This window comes from Flavobacterium flabelliforme, from assembly GCF_017948675.1.
GTDB classification, from domain to species: Bacteria; Bacteroidota; Bacteroidia; order Flavobacteriales; family Flavobacteriaceae; genus Flavobacterium; species Flavobacterium pygoscelis.
Window position 1 is genome coordinate 310,701 of sequence record NZ_JAGFBU010000003.1, and the last position, 20,202, is coordinate 330,902.

Annotated in this window: 18 protein-coding genes; 5 read left to right on the top strand and 13 right to left on the bottom strand. The window is 30.1% G+C overall.

Annotated elements, in window-relative coordinates; genetic code table 11:
* Positions 1 to 10: 10 nt before the first annotated feature.
* The 3 genes from J3S90_RS10030 to J3S90_RS10040 all read right to left on the bottom strand — a co-directional run bounded on the left by J3S90_RS10030 (position 11) and on the right by J3S90_RS10040 (position 2,862).
* On the bottom strand, positions 11 to 919 hold the full coding sequence (locus tag J3S90_RS10030; protein ID WP_210646088.1) for a M56 family metallopeptidase: 909 nt from the start codon (positions 917 to 919) through the stop codon (positions 11 to 13).
* Positions 920 to 964: 45 nt separating this feature from the next.
* Positions 965 to 1,327 carry a BlaI/MecI/CopY family transcriptional regulator gene (locus tag J3S90_RS10035; RefSeq protein ID WP_188050706.1) on the bottom strand — a complete coding sequence of 121 codons (363 nt, stop codon included), beginning with the start codon at positions 1,325 to 1,327 and terminating at the stop codon, positions 965 to 967.
* A 323-nt stretch (positions 1,328 to 1,650) separates the two neighbouring features.
* Positions 1,651 to 2,862 carry an MDR family MFS transporter gene (locus J3S90_RS10040; protein ID WP_210646089.1) on the bottom strand — a complete coding sequence of 404 codons (1,212 nt, stop codon included), beginning with the start codon at positions 2,860 to 2,862 and terminating at the stop codon, positions 1,651 to 1,653.
* A 358-nt stretch (positions 2,863 to 3,220) separates the two neighbouring features.
* Here J3S90_RS10040 and J3S90_RS10045 point away from each other — a divergent pair, with 358 nt between their 5' ends.
* The 5 genes from J3S90_RS10045 (at position 3,221) to J3S90_RS10065 (ending at position 7,025) form a co-directional block, all read left to right on the top strand.
* Positions 3,221 to 3,823: a DUF1684 domain-containing protein gene (locus tag J3S90_RS10045; protein ID WP_210646090.1), complete on the top strand. Its 603-nt coding sequence runs from the start codon at positions 3,221 to 3,223 to the stop codon at positions 3,821 to 3,823.
* Positions 3,823 to 4,491: a TatD family hydrolase gene (locus J3S90_RS10050; RefSeq protein WP_210646091.1), complete on the top strand. Its 669-nt coding sequence runs from the start codon at positions 3,823 to 3,825 to the stop codon at positions 4,489 to 4,491. Before J3S90_RS10045 ends, J3S90_RS10050 begins: the two co-directional genes overlap by 1 nt.
* A 43-nt stretch (positions 4,492 to 4,534) precedes the next feature.
* Complete coding sequence (locus J3S90_RS10055; RefSeq protein ID WP_210646092.1) at positions 4,535 to 5,251, top strand: tRNA threonylcarbamoyladenosine dehydratase; 717 nt, start codon at positions 4,535 to 4,537, stop codon at positions 5,249 to 5,251.
* 197 nt (positions 5,252 to 5,448) lie between these two features.
* The gene (locus tag J3S90_RS10060) at positions 5,449 to 6,123 is read left to right on the top strand and encodes an HAD family hydrolase (protein ID WP_210646093.1); all 675 of its coding nucleotides are present in this window, start codon (positions 5,449 to 5,451) and stop codon (positions 6,121 to 6,123) included.
* 56 nt (positions 6,124 to 6,179) lie between these two features.
* Complete coding sequence (locus J3S90_RS10065; RefSeq protein ID WP_188050700.1) at positions 6,180 to 7,025, top strand: DUF2911 domain-containing protein; 846 nt, start codon at positions 6,180 to 6,182, stop codon at positions 7,023 to 7,025.
* A gap of 238 nt (positions 7,026 to 7,263) precedes the next feature.
* Here the strand turns inward: J3S90_RS10065 and J3S90_RS10070 are convergent, their stop codons facing one another.
* The 10 genes from J3S90_RS10070 to J3S90_RS10115 form a co-directional block, all read right to left on the bottom strand.
* A complete protein-coding gene (locus J3S90_RS10070) occupies positions 7,264 to 7,674 on the bottom strand; it encodes a hypothetical protein (RefSeq protein ID WP_210646094.1) in 411 nt (136 codons plus the stop codon).
* A 183-nt stretch (positions 7,675 to 7,857) separates the two neighbouring features.
* Positions 7,858 to 8,691, bottom strand: a complete 834-nt coding sequence (gene lgt / locus J3S90_RS10075; protein ID WP_210646095.1) for a prolipoprotein diacylglyceryl transferase — start codon at positions 8,689 to 8,691, stop codon at positions 7,858 to 7,860.
* Between the two features lie 131 nt (positions 8,692 to 8,822).
* Positions 8,823 to 10,562 (bottom strand): sodium:solute symporter, encoded by a 1,740-nt coding sequence (locus tag J3S90_RS10080; RefSeq protein ID WP_188050698.1) that lies wholly within the window; start codon positions 10,560 to 10,562, stop codon positions 8,823 to 8,825.
* Positions 10,563 to 10,685: 123 nt separating this feature from the next.
* Positions 10,686 to 13,214 carry a PIG-L family deacetylase gene (locus J3S90_RS10085; protein ID WP_210646096.1) on the bottom strand — a complete coding sequence of 843 codons (2,529 nt, stop codon included), beginning with the start codon at positions 13,212 to 13,214 and terminating at the stop codon, positions 10,686 to 10,688.
* 155 nt (positions 13,215 to 13,369) lie between these two features.
* Complete coding sequence (locus tag J3S90_RS10090; protein WP_210646097.1) at positions 13,370 to 13,894, bottom strand: hypothetical protein; 525 nt, start codon at positions 13,892 to 13,894, stop codon at positions 13,370 to 13,372.
* A 179-nt stretch (positions 13,895 to 14,073) separates the two neighbouring features.
* Positions 14,074 to 14,556 carry a hypothetical protein gene (locus tag J3S90_RS10095; RefSeq protein ID WP_210646098.1) on the bottom strand — a complete coding sequence of 161 codons (483 nt, stop codon included), beginning with the start codon at positions 14,554 to 14,556 and terminating at the stop codon, positions 14,074 to 14,076.
* Positions 14,557 to 14,781: 225 nt separating this feature from the next.
* Complete coding sequence (locus J3S90_RS10100; protein WP_188050694.1) at positions 14,782 to 15,099, bottom strand: hypothetical protein; 318 nt, start codon at positions 15,097 to 15,099, stop codon at positions 14,782 to 14,784.
* A 202-nt stretch (positions 15,100 to 15,301) separates the two neighbouring features.
* Positions 15,302 to 16,948 carry a serine hydrolase domain-containing protein gene (locus J3S90_RS10105; RefSeq protein WP_210646099.1) on the bottom strand — a complete coding sequence of 549 codons (1,647 nt, stop codon included), beginning with the start codon at positions 16,946 to 16,948 and terminating at the stop codon, positions 15,302 to 15,304.
* 37 nt (positions 16,949 to 16,985) lie between these two features.
* Entirely contained in the window at positions 16,986 to 18,806 is a 1,821-nt protein-coding gene (locus J3S90_RS10110) for a BamA/TamA family outer membrane protein (protein ID WP_210646100.1), read from the bottom strand.
* A 90-nt stretch (positions 18,807 to 18,896) separates the two neighbouring features.
* A complete protein-coding gene (locus J3S90_RS10115; protein WP_210646101.1) occupies positions 18,897 to 20,093 on the bottom strand; it encodes an AI-2E family transporter in 1,197 nt (398 codons plus the stop codon).
* Positions 20,094 to 20,202: the final 109 nt, after the last annotated feature.

A 20,202-nucleotide genomic window follows, 5' to 3' on the forward strand; every position in this document is an offset into this window, starting at 1 on the left:
TTGCTCATCATTAATTGGAGGTTTTTAGATTTTCTAGTTTTGGGTTATTTTTCTCTTGTGCAACAACCTTGATTTGAAAGAGCATTACAAAGGCAATTAATGCTGGAATTACAACGGCATACTTCCAAGAATTCCTCTTTTTTGATTGATTTTTGTTTAACATAACAATTCGTTTTTTGATTAATGATTGATAAAAATGATTGGTAAGGGAAACACAATTTTCTTGTGTTGTAATTTTTAAAAGTGTGATTTGATAGGCTTTTTTGTCTGCTATTTTTTTTGTAGCCTCATGATCGGCTATGAATTCTAAATTTTGAAGAATTGCTTTTTTGTAGAACCAAATAAAAGGATTGAACCAAAAAACGATACAAAATAGTCTCGAAATTAGCACATCTACAGTATGTTTTTGCTCGCAATGTATTTTTTCATGCTCTATAATGTTCTTTAATTCAGTTGGATTGTATAAAGACGAATTGTAAACGATAGTATTAAAATAGGAAAATGGAGCAATATTATCTGTGGTGTCAATAAATTTAAAATCGGCTTGCTTTTGAATTGTTTTATTTTTAAAAATATTTTTCAAACTGTAAAATTCAAAAGCAAATCTAAGAATCAATAATAAGAATCCAATTCCATATATAATTGCAAAAATTAAATACCAATTGATTGTAAAAACAGCTGTTTCATTAATTGTTGTAATAGGAATTTTTGTCCAATCTATTATTCTTACACTTGGTTCTACCAATATAATTTTTGTGTAAAAAAGTAAAGGCAATATAACAGCAGTACATAAACCTACTATTAAAAACCAACGATTAGTGGTGAAAAAAGTTTCTTTGCGCAACAATAAATAATAGGAAAAATAGAATAAGACAAGTAGTCCGCTGGATTTAAAAAGATAAACAAATAATGGTTCCATGATAAAACGGGAATTAAGTTTTAAATAATTTAAAAGAGTATAATTTTACTCTTTTTGGTTTTCGATCATGGCTAAGATCTCTCTTAATTCGGCAGCAGAAATTTTGTCTTCTTTTGCAAAAAAAGAAACCATGTTTTTATAGGAACTATTAAAATAATTGTCAATTGCAGTATTCATAAATTTTTTTCTATACTCTTCAATTGGCACAATAGGATAATACTGATGGGTATTTCCAAAGGCATTGTGAGCAACAAAACCTTTTTCTTCAAGATTACGCACAATAGTAGACAGCGTATTATAATGGGGTTGATCTTCAGTTATTTCGGCCATTACTTCTTTGACGAAAGCTTTTTTGAGCTTCCATATAATGTGCATGATTTCTTCTTCTTTGTTGGTTAATTTTTGCATAGTTCTATATTTTGTCATTCTGAGTTTAGACGAAGGACAAACTTACAACTAAATTTTTAGTTAGTAAACTATTTTTCTAGTTAATTAACTAAATTATTAGTTTGTAAGCTGATTATTATAAAATTAATTAATAATTTAAAAAATAAAAACCTTTAAACAATTGAAAATAGGTAATGTAAAAGAGTTTGCGTGAGGGATAGAAGCTGGCTACCATAGTAGCGCGTATAGCCCGACAGCATTAGTAAAAGGGGCTAAATAACACTACTGTTTTTTAGCCCCCTTTACTAATGGAGTCACGCCCAAAATAGAAATTGGAAATTAATTTACTCTTTCTGTACTAATTTTTGCAACCAAATACATCCTGCTAATGAAAGCATTCCTAAAGTTCCCATCACAAACCAATTGGTTTGATAACCAAAATTTGCAATGATTTCTAGTCCAGTTTTAGAGCTGGCAATGTGAGCCAAACTAAAACTCATGGTGAATAATGCCATATAGCGTCCTTCGTGCCCTTTTGGGGCTCTACTTAATGCAAATGAATTGGAGAATGGAAAAATAAACATTTCGCCAAAAGTGATAAATAAGATACTCACCACAAGCATTCCCGCCCAAATATTGATTAATAAAACATAAAAACTAATAGACATTAATAAGGAACCCCAGAGAATAATTTTGATTTTATTGATGTTTTTTCGTTGACTAAAACTGACTATTGGCATTTCAAGAAAGAATATTAACAAACCGTTTAAGGATAATAAAAGGCCACTTTGAAATTCAGTTAATCCAAATTTTTCATTGTGATATAACGGTAAAGTGGTGAAAAGTTGGAAGAAAAGCATGGCTGTAACAAAACAAACAAATAGAAAAATCCAAAATATTTTATCTTTAAAAACCGAAGCTGGTATTTCGGTTTCGCTATTCGTAGCATTCAAATCCGCTGGTTTTTTGCGTTCTTTTACCAATAAAGTAAAAATTAAAATAGATACAATACAGGAAGTTCCATCAACCCAAAACAATCCGCTGTATCCTAAATTCATGATGATCAACCCACCCAATGCAGGCCCGGCCGTGAATCCTAAATTTACTGCTAGCCTAACAAGAGTCAATGCTCTGGTGCGATTTTCGGATTTTGCATAAGTTCCTAATGATACAAACATGGCAGGACGAAACATATCTGCAACGGTCATAATAAAGAACATCGCAAAGCATAACCCCCAAAAAGTACGCACATATTGAACCGCAAAAAGTAATAATCCGCTGGTAAATAAACTAAAAACCATGATTTTATAAAACCCTATTTTATCTGATAATTTTCCGCCGAGCCAAGAGCCTAACATCGAACCAAAACCAAAACATACCATAATCCATCCTACTTGCGCATAGGAAAAATTCAAATCTTCTTTCAAATACTTGGATAAAAACGGCAAAACCATTGTCCCAGCTCGATTGATGAAGGTAATTAAAGTCAGAATCCAGACCTCTCTTGTAAAACCTCTGTAATTATTAATATAGCGACTTAAAGCAGTTTTAATCATAAAAATATTTTCTATGTTGCAAATTTACAATGTTTTTCAGGAGCTTTTTCCAGCTATCCGCTACAATCTTTTCTTTTTTAAGAAAAAAACAAAAGGATTTCCCCTTCTATCTGGGCTAGGATATGGTGCCAATGAGAGGTGTTTTTTTCATAATTAATATTAGAAAATGATTCGTAATAGAGTAGCAAAAAATCTGCGCTTATTCATTTTAACTGTATTTTTAGGGTTCTAATTCGACATAAAGTACTTTTTTTTCATTATTATAAATTGAAATTTATAGATTTTAGTATGATAATAGCATAAATATAAACATTGTAGCTTTCTAACTTTTACGCTATTTTTGTGTAAAAATATACAAATGAGAATCCTACTTTTTTTTGTTTTATTCCTGCAGGTCCAAATTGGTTTTTCTCAAGAAAAATTTGATGTTAATGCAGTGACTAAATTCCAAGAGGAATTAAATGCAGAATATGCAGATGCTAAAACGAGCCCACTAATCCCTGAAGATTTAACAACATTTAAAACCTTAGACTTTTATCCTGCTAATGAAAAGTTTTTTGTTGTTGCGAAATTTGTTCGTACCAAAAAGGAGAAACCTTTCGAAATGAAAACTTCTACCGATAGAAAACCTATGTATGTAAAATACGGTGTAGTTTATTTTACAATTGATGGATCCAATTTCAACCTAAATGTTTACAAGAATATTGCACTTTCACAACAAGAAAAATACAAAGATCATTTGTTTTTACCATTTTCAGATTTGACTTGTGGTAACGAAAGTTATATTGGTGGAAAATATATTGATTTAAAAATTCCAAAAGGAAAGACGTTGGTGATCGATTTTAATACTTCATATAATCCTTATTGTGCTTACAATCATAAATATTCTTGTCCGATAGTTCCTTTAGAAAATGATTTGAATATTGAGATCAAAGCAGGAGTCAAAAAATTTCATGACTAATGGATTTTTTTAATCTACATACGCATAAAGGAACAAACCAAGCGAATGTTACGGAATTAGTGAATCAATATCCTCGAGAATTTGATTCTGAAATACCGTATTATTCGATCGGAATTCATCCATGGTACATTTATAAAGAGCAAGTAGAAGCTAATTTAGCAATTATTGAAACCAAATTAAAAGAAAGAAATTGTCTTGCTGTTGGTGAATGTGGATTGGATAAAAGAATAGAAATTCCGTTAGATTTGCAACAAATAGTTTTTGAAAAACAATTACTTTTGGCACAAAAATATAATAAACCAGTTGTTATTCATTGCGTAGCTGCTTTTCAAGAAATTATCGAAACCAAAAAAAGATTGCTTATTTCAGTTCCGATGATTATTCATGGATTTTCAAAAAACGAACAGCTAGCAAAACAATTATTGGATAACGGATTTTATCTTTCCTTTGGGAAATACTTATTACAATCCCGAAGTTTGGGTACAGCATTGGAAACTGTTTTTAAAAATGTTCCTAATAATCGTATTTTTCTAGAAACCGATACGGTTGAGGAAGGAATTGAAAAAGTATATGAAGTAGCTGCCAATTGCAAAGAAATCTCAATTGTTGCGATGCAGGAAATAGTAAGAAGTAATTTCACAGCAGTTTTTAATAATAAACATCAATAAAATACTTTAAGTTTTCAAAAATTTAAAGAGTAAATAATAAAAAATGGCAGAGTGGACAGAAAGAAGTGAACTTTTATTTAAAAAAGAAGGTTTAAATAATTTACAAAATGCAAATGTTTTAATAGTAGGATTGGGCGGTGTAGGTTCGTTTGCAGCGGAGTTTTTGGCTAGAGCAGGAGTAGGAGCGATGACAATTGTAGATGGGGATGTTGTCGATATTACCAACATTAACAGGCAATTACCAGCGCTACATTCTACTGTTGGCCAACCCAAAGTAACTATTGTTGGAGATCGTTTGATGGATATTAATCCCGAATTGAAACTAATACGTGTAGAGGAATTCCTTTCGCCGGAACGTGCTTTTGAAATCGTTACTGAAGAGTTTGATTATGTTTTGGATTGTATTGATAGTGTTACTCCAAAACTGAATTTAATCATTGGTGCCAAACGAAAAAGAGTGAAAATCATTAGCAGTATGGGTGCTGGTGGGAAAATGGAAGCCGCTAAAGTAAAAGTAACAGACATCAGTAATACGGTAAATTGTTTTTTAGCAAAAACCATCAGACGACGTTTGAAAGAAGTTAAAATTGACAAGTTAAAAGTGGTTTTTTCATCAGAAATTCAAGATGACGCGAGTTTAAAAATGACAGACGGTTCTAATTATAAAAAATCATTTTACGGAACCAACAGTTATATGCCAGGATTATTTGGTTTATATGCTGCCGAAACGGTAATTCGTTACTTGCTTAAAAAAGACTGATCAGTTTTTAGTGCTTAGTATTCAGTGGTAAAGTAATAAGTTTTAATCTTTTCAATCATTGGCAAATTTTATTTTTTGGGAAATATTGAAAAAAAAAATGACTTTATTACTTTGTGTATTGATGGCAATACCGAATTTGTCTTCTAATAATAATTAAAAAAGACTTCGTGTCTTAGCGCCTTAGTGGCAAAACAAGAATGATACAAACTGTAATTTTCGATATGGATGGCGTAATAGTAGATACAGAACCCGTACACCGTTATGCCTATTTTAAACATTTTGAGGAATTGAATATTCCAGTAACTGATGCGATGTTTACTACATTTACCGGTAATTCTACTCGTAATGTTTTTCAAAATTTAAAAGAAATTTTTAATCTGGAACAAGATGTAGAAGATCTGATTCAAAGAAAACGAACTATTTTTAATGATGCTTTTGATAGTAAAGAAGATTTAGAATTGTTAGAAGGAGTAGAAAAACTAATAAAAGATTTACACGAAAACGGAATACAATTAATATTAGCTTCTTCAGCCTCTAAAGTTACTATAGAACGCGTTTTCCGTAGGTTTAAATTACATCCTTATTTTACACATTTAGTAAGTGGTGAAGATTTTCCTAAATCTAAACCACATCCTGCTATTTTTGAGCATGCGGCTTCCTTGTCAATTGCAACAAAAGAGTGTTGTATTGTAATTGAAGACAGTACAAATGGAATAAAAGCTTCTACAGCTGCAGGAATTTTTTGTGTTGGGTATAATAGCATTCATTCTAAATCGCAAGATTTATCTGAAGCAAATGTAATTATCAATAATTTTAATGAATTAAATTTCGATAAAGTAAAGAATTTAGATTCTAAATTAAGAAGTAATTAACAATTTTGAGCAACTGAATTTGTAGTTTTGCGAGTCACAAAAAAAAACGATTAATCATGAAAAAAATAATTATTGCCCTTGCTATTCTTTTAGCCAATTTTACCGTTGAGGCACAAATTCAAACACCTCAATCAAGCCCAAAAGCGACCATTAATCAAACGGTTGGATTAACAGATGTAGAAATTGTTTATTCAAGACCAAGCGCTAGAGGTAGATCTGTTGTTGGAAATTTAATTCCTTTTGGAAAAGTTTGGAGAACTGGAGCAAATGAAAATACAACAATATCTTTTAGTGATAACGTAATTATCGATGGTAAAACATTAAAAAAAGGTAAATACTCTTTGTACACTATTCCAAAAATAGAAAGTTGGGATATTATTTTTTATAAAACAACGGATAACTGGGGTAATCCAGAAGAATGGAAAGAGGAGAATATTGCTCTTAAAGCTACTGTTAAGCCAGAAACTTTAAATAAAAGTGTTGAAACATTTACAATTGGAATTAGTGGTTTAGACAATAATTTTGCTTATTTAGATATCTCATGGGAGAACTCTTATGCAGCTTTAAAATTTGAAGTACCTACACAACAAAAAGCAACAGCCAATATCGAAAAAGCATTGTCAGGTCCAGGTGGAGCAGATTACTTTGCTGCAGCACAGTTTTTATTTCAATCTAATGGTGACAATGTAAAAGCATTAGAATATATAAACAAGTCGTTGGATATGTCTAAAGAAAAACCATTTTGGTATAATAGATTAAAATCATTGATACAAGCAAAATTAGGCGATAGAAAAGGAGCGATTGAAAGTGCTAAAGCGTCACTTACAGCAGCCGAAGCTGCTAAAAATCAAGATTACGTAAAAATGAATAAAGACAGTATTGCAGAGTGGAGTAAAAACTAAATTTCTATTATACGCAATATATAAAATCCCGTTAAGGTATAATCTAAACGGGATTTTTTATGCTTTTTTTATATGTATTTATAATAATTTAACTAGTATAACGTCATGACACTACAAGATGCTTTAGATTAAAAACTCAAGATTTTTCCATTAAACACAAGTTTTTCAACTTTAAAACAATCTTTAAATTCAACCTAAACCCAAATATCTTGTAAGGCCTGTTTTGCGATCGCTTTTTTTATTCAATTCGAGTTTTAATCTTACATTTCGTTTTTGAATTATTTTCGTAAACGTTTATAAAGTTATTTTTGGTTTCTATTTTGATATAATCGTCAAATTCTCCTAAATAATTGTCTGCTATTTTATATTTTTTGATTGAATCATTTTTAAATTTAATGAATAACCAATATTTCGGCATTATTTTTAGAAGTTCAGATTCTTTTTTTGAGTTCAAAATTTCGACAATTTTTTTAATTTGGTTTTTTTTTAATTCAACACAAAGTGTATCATATAAGCCTTTTTTGATTTCAGCAATTTCAATTTCTGAATATTTAATTTCATTCAATGTTTTTTTCTGTACTATTTTCTGATTTTGGCAAGCAAAAATATTTAATAAAATTAACAAAGCTATAAATGTCATTATTTTCATAATTTATATTTTTTTGAATATGAAACTTTAAAGTATAAAAAGTATATTGTCAATTTTTGTTTCTGTTTCCTGTTGCTCGAAAGTTTTGCACAACTCTTGATATACCAACTTTCAAATGGACTGTTTTCTAAAAATAAGAAGATTTTGTAAAGATTAAAATATTCAAAATATATTTACTAAAAGTTATTGTTTGTAATTTTCTTTATTTCTTAAATTATAAAAAATAAAATATATACCAATTATTATAAAGGGAACACTCAAGATTTGACCCATATTTAATGGCATCTTATCTTCAAATTGTACTTGATTTATTTTTACAAACTCAATTAATATTCTCATCAAAAAAATTAAAGTTATTACCAAGCCAAAGTAAAAACCTCCTCCTAATTCTATATTTTTAGTTTTATAAATTGTATATACAACTAGAAAAATTATTAAATAAGATATCGCTTCATAAAGTTGAGCTGGATGTCTAGGAATATTATCAATTTTTTTAAATATAAAGGCCCAAGGCATATTTGTTGGATTACCAATCATTTCAGAATTCATCAAATTTGCAAGCCTTATAAATGTCGCTCCTATTGTTGCAACTAATGCTATTAAGTCAAGTACCTTAAGATATTGAATTTTGTATTTTTTTGAAAATAGATAAAGAGAAAATATTAAACCAATTGTACCACCATGACTTGCTAAACCTGCATAACCTATGAATTTATATCCTCCATTTAATGTTTTTTTAATGGGCAATATAATTTCTAATAAATTTTTTGAATAATAATCAAAGTCATAGAATAAGCAATGCCCTAATCTAGCTCCAACAAAAATTCCAAGTATTCCATATATAAATAATGCTTCATAGGCATTATCATTTAAATTTTCAGTTTTGAAAATCTTTTTTAGAACCCTCATTGAAATGATTAAACCACAAGCAAATAAAAGGCCATAGTATTTTAATGGGAATCCTAATATGTTAGCTATTTCTGGATCAAAATCCCAATTTATATAAAATGAAATCATATTAGCAATTTAAATATATAAATAAAACTACTACAAAATAATCAATCATTAAAAATTTGTTTGTTATTATTCCATAAAAATTAAACCGCAGATTCTCTAATTATAAAATTAGCTAATCTGCGGTTTATTAATTATTCATTTATTGTTTCTAAAACCATGGGTTTCTGATTTCTAAATATAGTACTTTGGAGGAGTAAAGAAATAAGAATAGTTAATGTTGCGCCAATAAAATTCAACCATAAATACCCTAATTTTTCTTGTCCACTTGGATAAATATAAATAGCATAATAGTAGATAATAAAAATGGTGATTTGGCTTACCACTGCACTATAAAAGATTGCTTTAGACTGTACGTTTTTTAAATAAAAACCAACTAGAAAAATTCCCAACACAGTACCATAAAATATAGATCCAATAATATTTACTAATTGGATCAAATTTTCAAATAAAGTCCCAACACAAGCAAAGAGTATGGCTATAACACCCCAAAGTAATGTAAAGAATTTGGTTGCGTATAAATAATGACGTTCTGATTTCTCTTCTTTTAGATTTCTTTTGTAAATATCAATAGCAGTTGTAGAGGCTAATGCATTAAGGCCCGAAGCAGTAGAAGACATGGCGGCTGAAATGATTACAGCCAACAATAAACCAATAAGACCTTTGGGTAAATAGTTTAATATGAAATGAAAAAACACATAATCTTTATCATTGGTTTCACTGTTACTATCTGCTTTTAGAATTATTTCTTTTGCTCGATCTCTGAGGTCTTTTTCTTTATTAGAAAGTGCTACTAATTCCTTTCGAAGTATCGGATTATCATAATCTTGATTCAGCTGATCGATATACAATAAGTTGATTACCTTTTTATCTTCGGATAAATCATCTAATTTTTTTTCTAAAGCATTGTACTCTCCTTTGAAAGCTGATTTCTCAATCATGGCTTTATTGTTCGGATTAAAATTTAATGGAACAGGATTGAATTGAAAAAAAACAAAAACCATCACACCAGTCAATAAAATGAAGAACTGCATTGGTACCTTTAAAAGCCCATTCATAATCAGTCCCATTTGACTTTCCTTAACCGATCTTCCTGATAAATAGCGTCCTACTTGAGATTGATCGGTTCCAAAATAAGCTAATGCCAAGAAAAATCCTCCCGTAATACCACTCCAAAAAGTATATTTTTCTTCGGGATCAAAAGAGAAATTCACTATATTCATTTTGTCATTCGCACCCGCAATATGCAAAGCACTAGTAAAAGTCATGTCATTTGGTAAATAATGCAAGATTAGGAAAAAGGTAATAAACATCCCGGACATAATCACAAACATTTGTTGTTTTTGGGTTACGTTTACTGCTTTGGTACCTCCAGAAAAGGTATAAATTATGACTAATACACCAATGACAATATTCATATACGTAAGATTCCATCCTAATATTGCGGACAAAATAATTGCTGGAGCATAAATGGTTAGTCCAGTTCCTAAACCCCTTTGAAATAAAAATAAGATAGCTGCTAATGATCTAGTTTTTAAATCAAACCTTTTTTCTAGATACTCATAAGCAGTGTACACTTTATATTTGTGGTACAAAGGAATAAAGGTCACACAAATTACTACCATAGCAATAGGAAGTCCAAAATAAAACTGCACAAATCCCATCCCGTCATGATAGGCTTGTCCTGGTGTCGATAGAAAAGTAATGGCACTTGCTTGTGTAGCCATAACTGATAAACCAACTACATGCCATGGCGTTTCATTGCTTCCTAAAATAAATTCTTCTACGTTTTTACTTCCTTTTGTTTTCCATGCACCATAAATTACGATGAATAATAAGGTGACGATAAGAATAATCCAATCAAATAATTGCATAATTTAAGAGTATAATTTCATGATTAGATAAAAAAACATTATGTATATAACATTGGCTAGAAGTACCCAAGTATAATTCTTTGTCCAGGTTTTCGTTTTTTTTGTTTCCATTAGAATTGTTTATTACTTTTTTATTGAAACAGGAATTGTATCAGAGGATTGAATCGAAATGATATTAGATAATAGTTTGTAAGCGCCAGTAACGCCTTCTGGTAACTCTCTAAAAAAGCTCAAACCCGTGTAAATATAATGTCCTTTTCCGTAAGATGCAACGAGTAAAGCACCATTTTTAGGTGTCTCTCCTTTATCATTTGATGAAAGAATAGGAGTAAAGGCTTTGTCAAATTCGTTTGGATAATATAAACCTTGCTCTTGTTTCCAACCTTCAAAATCTTTAGAAGTAATTTTGTTTGGAAAATTTAATACAGGATGATTGGGTGCTAAAAATCGAACTTCCGCATCTTCTTCCGTAACACGATCTTTAGATAGTTTTAGCGGGTAAGGAGCTATATTTTCGGTTACAAGATCGCCGTTAGTATTATACTGAACTACCATAGTTTTTCCAGATTTTACAAAATCAAAAAGTAGGTTTTGTTTGAATGCTAATGCGTTGATTGTATTATAGGCACGAACGCCAGTCATAACCACATCAAAATCAGCTAATTTTTCAGCGCTTATTTCTTCTGGCTTCAATATGGTTACTGCATATCCTAGTTGCGTCAAACTACTTGGAACTTCATCTCCAGCACCCATGATATAGGCTATTTTTTCCCCATTAGTTTTTAAATCTGTTTTAATCAATTTAGCTTCTGCAGGTTTTAAAACTTGTTGCTTTGTTATATGATCATAATTGATAAAAATCTGTTCTTTATCAAATCGTTTATTGTCTACAATAGCAACACTTTTTACAACTCCTTCTTCAGGTTTATTCGGAGGAGTTATTTGAAAATTTACCATTTGTTCGGTTCCTTTTTTGGCAATGTCAAAAGGAATTGATTTTGGCTCAACGCTCCAACTTTTAGGTAAATCAAGTTGCAGGTTACCTTTTATTCCATCTTTTCCTGCTCTAATTTTGACAGTAACATTCTTAATTTTATTGTCTTTAAAAAGTAGTACTTTATCAGTTATAGCGGTAGTGACTTCTGGTACAATGTCAAGGTAATTGTATATCTCTCCCTTTACATCATCATTGTATTTGTAAACAACTATTCGTTCAAAAGGCATTTCTATTTCGTTCACTTTCATATTAAACACCACTTTTACTTCGCGAATAATATCTGGTATACCTCTATTTTTTTGATCATTTACAGTGTACATTCCAACTGTTCCATTTTCTTGTAACCAATAAGGTTGTGTGTAATTGATAGCTTCTGGTAACTGTAAATCTAAGTTGATGTTGTTTAAAATATTATTTTTCAACTCTAAATTTTGACTTGTTTTTATTTCATTTGGTAATGTGGTAACACTCAATAATTGCATCGGAACTGAACTTCTATTAATAGCTTCGAGTTTCAATTTGATATTAGTTCCTGGAGTTGCCTCTTGATTTTGAGCAACAGCTTCTAAATACAAACCAGAGCATGCTGCAATAATTTCCTTTATTTCGGCTGATTTTAGTGGGGACCAATGATTTTCATCTAATGCCTGAATCATACTATAGGCTTTTGCGAGATTAGGAATGCTTAACGATGGATTTTTGTGGTCAAATTCAGCTTCAATTTTTGTCAATAATTCTCCAATAGTTTTTCCTCCTTTTACACGATTCCATGTCGTGTCAATTCCTTCAAAAAGTGATTTTTTATTTTTTAAAGCTTCTCCATTTATAAATTCTAAATATTCAGTGTCTTCACCACGCACACCAGTGCTTCCAAAACCTTGTGACTGATGACGGCTGCGGCTCAATGCAGCTATTTCTTGATTTGATTTACCTACAGAAGGGTAGTAAGCACCCGTTTGCATAGCCATTAAATTGGTTTTGTCCGCTGCATTGTACTTTTCCATACTTCCATAAAACCACCAAGAAGTATTAAAAAACTGGCGTTTAGCTTGCCAAGGTTTTACATATTTTAATTGTTCAGGAAAAATAGTTGGATTATTAGTTAAATTAAAACTTTCTACACTTAATAATGCTGATGCGGTATGATGTCCGTGAGTTGTTCCCGGTGATCGATGGTCAAAACGATTGATGATTACATCAGGTTGAAATTTTCTGATTGCCCAAACTACGTCAGCTATTACTTTTTCTTTATCCCAAATTTGCAAAGTTTCTGTTGGATTTTTAGAAAAACCAAAATCATTAGCACGTGAAAAGAATTGCTCACCGCCATCAATTTTTCGGGCTTCAATCAGCTCTTGAGTGCGTATTACGCCTAATAATTCTCGAAGTTGTGTACCAATAAGATTTTGTCCGCCATCGCCACGAGTTAAGGAGAGATAACCTGTTCTTGCTTTTTGCTCATTTGATAAATAGGAAATCAAACGGGTGTTTTCATCGTCTGGGTGTGCAGCAATATACAAAACGGAACCTAAGAAATTTAATTTCTGAATTTGATTAAAAATTGCATCAGAAGATGGCTTTTTGGGATTTTGAGCACTTATAATTTGAAAAAATATTAGCAATACTGTTAGGACTATAAATTGTTTTTTTTGCATTTTTATTATTTTAATTTGCAATAGCTCCAAATGTAAGTATTAAATATTTTTTTCTGAAATGTTTTTTACTTTCTTTATATATTGTTGAACTGGTACAAAAAAACGAGAGAGAACTAGTTATAGCTCTCTCTCGTTCGATTCAAAATTGTTATGAATTAGTCTCTATCATGTCCACGACCATGACTGTTTTTGCGACCGTGATCATGATTATCTCTTTTATTATCATGTTTTCTATACTCTCTGTGATTATCGTATTTTTTATAACTACTATGATGACGATCGCTTACATAAACCCTACGGTTGTTATTATAAACTACAGGTCTATTCCCATTATATCCTCTGTAATATTTTACTTTATGATTTCTAAAATTATTATAAGGTCTTGAACCATGATAATCATTTAAGACTACTGTACGACCAGAATATAAATCATAGTTTCTATATTGTCTTGGTAGTGATCTGGAACGAATCCAGCTCCCGTTGCCATAATAAATAAATTGTGTGGCTCTTACATCATAGTATGCTTCTACATCTGGCAAATAATAATATTCAGCTTCAGAATAACCTGCTGGAGCCCACGCTGGAGCTGAACCAATATTTACATTAACTGAAACTTGTGCATGTATTGAACTTGATGCTAAGAGGATAATTCCTGCGGCGATTAGTTTTAATGTTTTCATTTTTCTTTAATTTAATTGAGTATATTTTATAATGGAATTGTATTCCTATTGAGAGATTTTCAAGAACTGTGCCAATGCAAAATAATTAACTTTTTTTTTAGATTTAATTATTCAGATGTTTTAATTGCTTTATAATAACTAAAGTTTAAAAATCTTTAGCAGAATGACTTATAGTTTATTTAATGTTTTTTATGATCTTTTTGATGCCCCTTATAACCTTTTCTATTATCATGATGATCCTGTTTTTTATAATAGGTTTTATTTTTTTGTACAAAAACTTTTCGGGATCCAATTGTTCTTTGTGGACTTCCTTTATATCCTTTACGATATTTAATTTTATGTTGTTTGTAATGCCCATAAGGTTTGTCACCATGATAATCCTTTAACACTACTTTATAACCCTTGTATAAATCGTAATTTCTATAACGGCTCGGTAAGTTTCTAGAACGAACCCATTTCCCTCCGCCAAAGTAGATAAATTGTGAAGATCTAGTATCGTAATAGGATTCGATATCCGGTAAATAATAATAGTCCACTGCATTATATCCTGCAGGACCCCAAGCTGGAGGTTTACCAATATTTACGTTAACAGAAACTTGTGCTTGAATACTACTTGAAAAAAAAAGTATAATTCCAAGTGCGATTAGTTGTAGTGATTTCATATGGTAATGTTTTTAATTACTAATTCCATTTTTTTAGATTATAGTGATACTTTTTTAGTACTAGCCAAACTGTGTGCCAGAATGTGTTATAAAAAAAATGTACTGACGAATATGAATATTTAATTATAAAATTTATTGTTAATCATTTAGTATTAATATAGTTATGCCATAAAAAAAAAGGAAATGATTTCTCATTTCCTTTTCTAAATATTTTTGTGATTCTTATTACAACAAAAGAATCAATAATAATATGATAATGATAATTGCACCTACTGATAAATAAACACCATTACCTGATGATTTTAAATCTGCTTTAATGGTACGAACTTCTTTTCTTAATTCTTTTTTTTCTGCTGAACTTAAATCAGACTTATCCATTGCTTTTATTTCTTCAAGACGATCAAGCATTACTTTAACTTCAGCAGGAACTTCTTTAGGATTGTTAGAAATTGCTGTTGGATTTTTTTCTGCAGCTAATACTTGGTTTGGTACGAAACTTAATGACAACACCATCATCATTAAATAAAAGGTAACTTTTTTCATTTGTTTTTGGTTTTTAATTATCAGATAAAAGTAAACATTAATCATTTGAATAATTTTATACAATTAGATATTAAAGTTATATAATTCACATTATATAAATTAATAACCAATTTATAAATTCCCACAAAAATATATTTGATAAAAATGCTACTAATATTATAGAATCTCTTTCAAAAGAGTTGCCTTATATTTTTATCAGCATTTATTTTACTATAGCTTGAATTAAATATTGCTCCATAATTTTATCAGCTTGCTTTTCTCCATATACAGTATTGTATGCAGTCGAAGTAATCACAATTACAAGTGGTTGGTCTTTAAATATAAAAATTTTATTACCACCGTTACCGCTTGAATAATAAACTTCATAATTTTTACCATTTACGTTATATGTTTTATTCCAGAACAAATAACCATAATATTCTTCCTCTGCTATTTTCATTTGGTGTGATAAACTTTTATCAACCCATTGTTTTGTCAAAATTTGTTTGCCATTCCAAGTGCCATTGTTTTTATATAATTGTCCAAACTTTGCAAGGTCAATTGAACGTAACTGAACGCCACCTGCTGTGTTAACCACCTTTTGTGGTGTAAATTGCCATCTGTAATTTGTAATTCCTAATGGCTTAAATAGATTTTGGTGTGCATATTTTTCTAAACCATTAGGAACCTTTTTATCAATGATGTCGCCAAGAACTACCACACCCGCTGTAAAATAGTCCCATTGCTTTTGGGCTAATTTTGTTTTATCAATTGGAAGATTTAAAGTAAATTCAATCCAATTTTTAGTGGGATACATATTTTCTTCGTTTCCTGCTGATTCTGAATTCATATCGGAACCATCGAAAATAGAACTCATTGTGAGTAAATCTTTCAAAGTAATGCTGTCTTTTGCTACAGCATAATTTTGATAATTATTAAGGTTATAAAACTCATTCAAAGTTTGTGTTTCCGATTTTATGTAATTGTCTTTGATAGCAATCCCTAAAAGTGTAGATGCAAATGATTTTCCAACAGACCTTGTATCGTGTAATGTTGCTCTATTTGCTGCATTAAAATATTCTTCAAGGAGTATTTTACCTTCTTTTAGCACTACAATACTTGTAATGTCTTTAAAGGTTTTAGCTGCAATTTTTCGGTTCAGCTCTTCAATTTTTTGGATATCAATTTTACTGTTTGAAATTTGTAACTCTTTAATTGGCTTTATACTTTGAACTTTAACCTGTTCTTCATTGAAAATAATTTCGGGAATTATAATTTTTAATTGTCCTTCGGCAATTAGGTTACCAACTATAAGTTCATTATTTTTTAAGTAAGGTCTAATTTCAATTTTAAGTAAATGTGTTCCGGTGCTAAAAGCATCCTCTCCGCCATTATAAAAAAACCTATTCCATAAAAATCTACCCCAAGAGTCTTCATTATTAGAACTTATTAGCGGAACTCTAAAAGTTGTTTTCTGTTTTTTGCTGCTAGCATTTCCGGCTCCAAGATTGAGGTTTTCAATATACACTATTTTGTTATCCACGATAAATGTAAATTGATAATTTCCATTATTAGTAAGCTCATCCGCGGATAATTGAGGGGAAATTAAATGAAGATAATTCGTTAATGAATTACCCATAAAAACTCTTATGTTTAGATCCGTTTTATCTTTTATATGAAACTCTTTTAGAAAATCAGTTTGCTTTATATTTTCAATAGGAACATTATTAGACATAAATGCAATTTTGCCAACATTTTCTTTATGAATTGCAAAAGTAATACTATCACTTTGCACAAAATCTATTTTCTGTGCCAACGATTTAAGAGTTATCAATAAAATAGTTACTAAAAGGGCAAATTTTTTTATCATATTTTAAATTTTAATAATCAATAAATTAAAAAACAATTTATTGATAAAGTACCGTTCTTGGTTTTGCTAATTGAAAATCTTGAAAACCAAAATCGGTAGTGTCAAAAGAGTTTGTTTTAAAAATATTTTGTCCACTTCCTGGAATTGAAGGGTAGTAGCTTAATGAAAGTTGGAAAGAACTAAAGACTAAATAATCGTTGCTAATAATTATTCCGATTCCAACTTTAGAATAGGCTCTACTCTCGTGTAAGCCTTTAGTAGCAGACCCAAGCATAGCAATGGAGTAATTAAAGTAAGGATTGACTCTAAATCCCCAAAGATCCCAAGGAGAATAAAACTGAGTTTGTAGCGTGACAATGGCTTTTTTAGTTCCATATTCAGCTATCGAAAATCCATTAAGGCCATAATTGTCATTAATGGAAATTTGATCTCCTTTTACAGGCACACGATTGGATCCTAAAACTAATTGTGGCTTAGCAAATTGTCTAACTTTCCATCTTCCCATGGTCATAAGATTAGTAAAATAATTGGCTTGGAAAGAAAATGCGGTTTGTTTTGCATTTGATTTTTCAAAAAAACTACCTAATTCAAAGTTTGCACTCAAAAATCCCCAACTATAAAAATTACCAAAAGCGGCACGTCCTCCCAAGTAATATCTTCCCGTACTATTTTTATACTGATAGCCACCCGTTAAACCATAAATTTTTCCAATGGGAACATCTTCAATAATTCCATTTTGAAATATATAACGGTCTCGAATAAACTTACGGGAAGAAATACCAATTCCAATAAGTCCCATTTTTTGATTAGAATAAAAATTGGTGCTATCGTATGCTATAGAAGGACTTTCTAAATATTTTATATTAGAAAAACCTACTGATGTAATTAAGTTTGTAGTTCGTTCTCTCTCCGTATTTCCTTCAAAAAGTTTGAAGGATCTTCCCATCCAAATATCGTGCGTACTGTATTTGAAATTCTGAGAGGCAAATTTTAAATTAGCATCTTGAAGGCTATCTTTTCTAAACTGCTGATCCAGGTAAATTCCACCAGCCCATTTTGTTAAAGGAGAATAAAATGGACGATCTATAGCAATGCTTTTACTATAGTAATTATCCAAATCAATTTGGTAGCTAATTTTAGAACTTATAAAAGTGTTTTTTATATTAGGAACCGTATAGGCAACATCGTAGGCATTTTTGCCATCACTAAATCTATTTTTAAATTTATTTTCCAGTTGATGACCAGTACCCAAAATATTGCGTTCAATTATTTTGAAATTAACTTTTGTATTTGAAACAGAACCTTTTGGAATAAGACTCCACGAATCTAAAACCCGTATCGAAATATCTACAGAATCTGGACTGTTCCCAATTGCTTTTGGATTAATTTCAACCCGATTTATATACCGTTGTGTACGAATTAAACGTTCAGATTCTTTTACTAAATAACTATCAAAAGCTTGATTTTTTTTAATCAACAATAAATTCATTATGGCAAATCGCTTGGTTTTTAAGTGCAATTTGTTTCCACTTCTTTCCGCCCAATTTTTAGGTTTTCTTGCAGTATCTGTCTCTGAATATCCAAAAGGATCAAGCGTAACAATATTTATGTTTCGAATTATTTTACCTTCAAAAGCGTCAAAGTTTCTTTGAACCTCTTTAATTTTTTTTTTGTTTAAAACAGGAGCCCTAAAGATAAGCTTGTGCATGACACGCGTGAACTTATTTTTTTTAGAGTAATTTTTAATGTTATTGTAAACTGCAGCTGTGTCTTTCTTTACAGTTGTTTCTTGCGCTATTGCCACTTGAAAACAACTAAAGAATATAAAAAATAAAACTAAATTTATTTGTTTTGGCATGATTTAAAGATCCATATTAAATAATAAAATATTTAGCATTTTTTACACTATTAAAATAGTTAACAAGGTACACAACTTTATACAAACTAATTAAGTTGTACTATTAGGGTTTTTTTCGGTTGTGGTTTCGGTAAATACAGGAACTACAACATCTGCTTTTATTATATTTTTATCTGGAACAGTTTCTGAATCGAAAAGTGGTAATTTTATCTTGCGCCAAGTATAGGTTTTAGGTAAATGATCTCCCATTAAATAGCCCCAAGGTTCTAATGATTCTATTCTGTCAAAAATAACTTTTAAAATAGCTAATATTGGAAGTGCTAAAAACATACCTGAAACTCCTGCAATTGCACCACCTATAATAATACCTATTATAGATATAAAAGCATTTATCTCTACTTTAGAACTTACAATCATAGGTACAATGATATTATTATCTATTAATTGAACTACGACTGTAATTGCAATTACACCTATAATTATAGATAAATCAGGTGTTCCTGTCAAGGAAGCAAGTATGCTTAATACACCAGCAACAAGAATTCCAATATAAGGTATCAAATTTAAAATTCCTGTAACCAATCCTAATAGAATAGCATATTTTACACCAATTAGCATGAATCCAACAGTTGTCATTGCCGAAACTAATATCATTTCAATAATCAATCCTACGATGTAACTATTGATGGCTACTCTAATATTGGTTAAAATATCTTTTAATTTCTCATGGTTTTCTTTTTTAAATAGTTTAGATAAAAAAAGTAAAAAATGAGTTCTGTATAAAAGAATTAAAAAGGTATAAATTGGAATTAATGTTAAATTCATCAAGGTGTCTGTAAAAGACATTAAAGTAGTACCAATTAACTCTTTCCCTTTTTGAACTGAATCTTCTGTAGCACTGTCAATATATTTTTTTTGCTCGCGAGTACTTAAATTAAAATTATCATGAATAAATCCTTGAATATTATTAAGATGAATGCTTATATTTTTTTCTATTTTATCAAAATCATTTGTAAAATCACTTATTTGATAGGACAATACCACAAAAAGACCTACGAATACCAATACGAATAGAAGTACTGCAATCATTACGGCTACTACATGTGGTAACCTAATTTTTGCTTTCAAAAAGTTTACAATAGGATATAAAAGGATTGCAAACAAGAGTGACATCATTACAGGAACTAAGATGTTCTGACTGATATAAAAAATAAAGGTAATTGCTATTAGTCCCAGTAAAACCAGAGTTAATTTTGCATAAAATGGAAATTTTAATATATCGTTCATTGTTTTAAGTATTGAATTAGAACTTGTAAAAAGTAAGTTATTTTATAACAACAAATATGTTCTATTTTAAATAATAATCCCTTATACTTTTTTTAACATAACTTATATA

Coding starts and splice junctions, on each gene's coding strand:
- J3S90_RS10030 (WP_210646088.1), bottom strand. CDS start 919: ATGGAACCATTATTTGTTTATCTTTTTAAATCCAGCGGACTACTTGTC.
- J3S90_RS10035 (WP_188050706.1), bottom strand. CDS start 1,327: ATGCAAAAATTAACCAACAAAGAAGAAGAAATCATGCACATTATATGG.
- J3S90_RS10040 (WP_210646089.1), bottom strand. CDS start 2,862: ATGATTAAAACTGCTTTAAGTCGCTATATTAATAATTACAGAGGTTTT.
- J3S90_RS10045 (WP_210646090.1), top strand. CDS start 3,221: ATGAGAATCCTACTTTTTTTTGTTTTATTCCTGCAGGTCCAAATTGGT.
- J3S90_RS10050 (WP_210646091.1), top strand. CDS start 3,823: ATGGATTTTTTTAATCTACATACGCATAAAGGAACAAACCAAGCGAAT.
- J3S90_RS10055 (WP_210646092.1), top strand. CDS start 4,535: ATGGCAGAGTGGACAGAAAGAAGTGAACTTTTATTTAAAAAAGAAGGT.
- J3S90_RS10060 (WP_210646093.1), top strand. CDS start 5,449: ATGATACAAACTGTAATTTTCGATATGGATGGCGTAATAGTAGATACA.
- J3S90_RS10065 (WP_188050700.1), top strand. CDS start 6,180: ATGAAAAAAATAATTATTGCCCTTGCTATTCTTTTAGCCAATTTTACC.
- J3S90_RS10070 (WP_210646094.1), bottom strand. CDS start 7,674: ATGAAAATAATGACATTTATAGCTTTGTTAATTTTATTAAATATTTTT.
- lgt (WP_210646095.1), bottom strand. CDS start 8,691: ATGATTTCATTTTATATAAATTGGGATTTTGATCCAGAAATAGCTAAC.
- J3S90_RS10080 (WP_188050698.1), bottom strand. CDS start 10,562: ATGCAATTATTTGATTGGATTATTCTTATCGTCACCTTATTATTCATC.
- J3S90_RS10085 (WP_210646096.1), bottom strand. CDS start 13,214: ATGCAAAAAAAACAATTTATAGTCCTAACAGTATTGCTAATATTTTTT.
- J3S90_RS10090 (WP_210646097.1), bottom strand. CDS start 13,894: ATGAAAACATTAAAACTAATCGCCGCAGGAATTATCCTCTTAGCATCA.
- J3S90_RS10095 (WP_210646098.1), bottom strand. CDS start 14,556: ATGAAATCACTACAACTAATCGCACTTGGAATTATACTTTTTTTTTCA.
- J3S90_RS10100 (WP_188050694.1), bottom strand. CDS start 15,099: ATGAAAAAAGTTACCTTTTATTTAATGATGATGGTGTTGTCATTAAGT.
- J3S90_RS10105 (WP_210646099.1), bottom strand. CDS start 16,948: ATGATAAAAAAATTTGCCCTTTTAGTAACTATTTTATTGATAACTCTT.
- J3S90_RS10110 (WP_210646100.1), bottom strand. CDS start 18,806: ATGCCAAAACAAATAAATTTAGTTTTATTTTTTATATTCTTTAGTTGT.
- J3S90_RS10115 (WP_210646101.1), bottom strand. CDS start 20,093: ATGAACGATATATTAAAATTTCCATTTTATGCAAAATTAACTCTGGTT.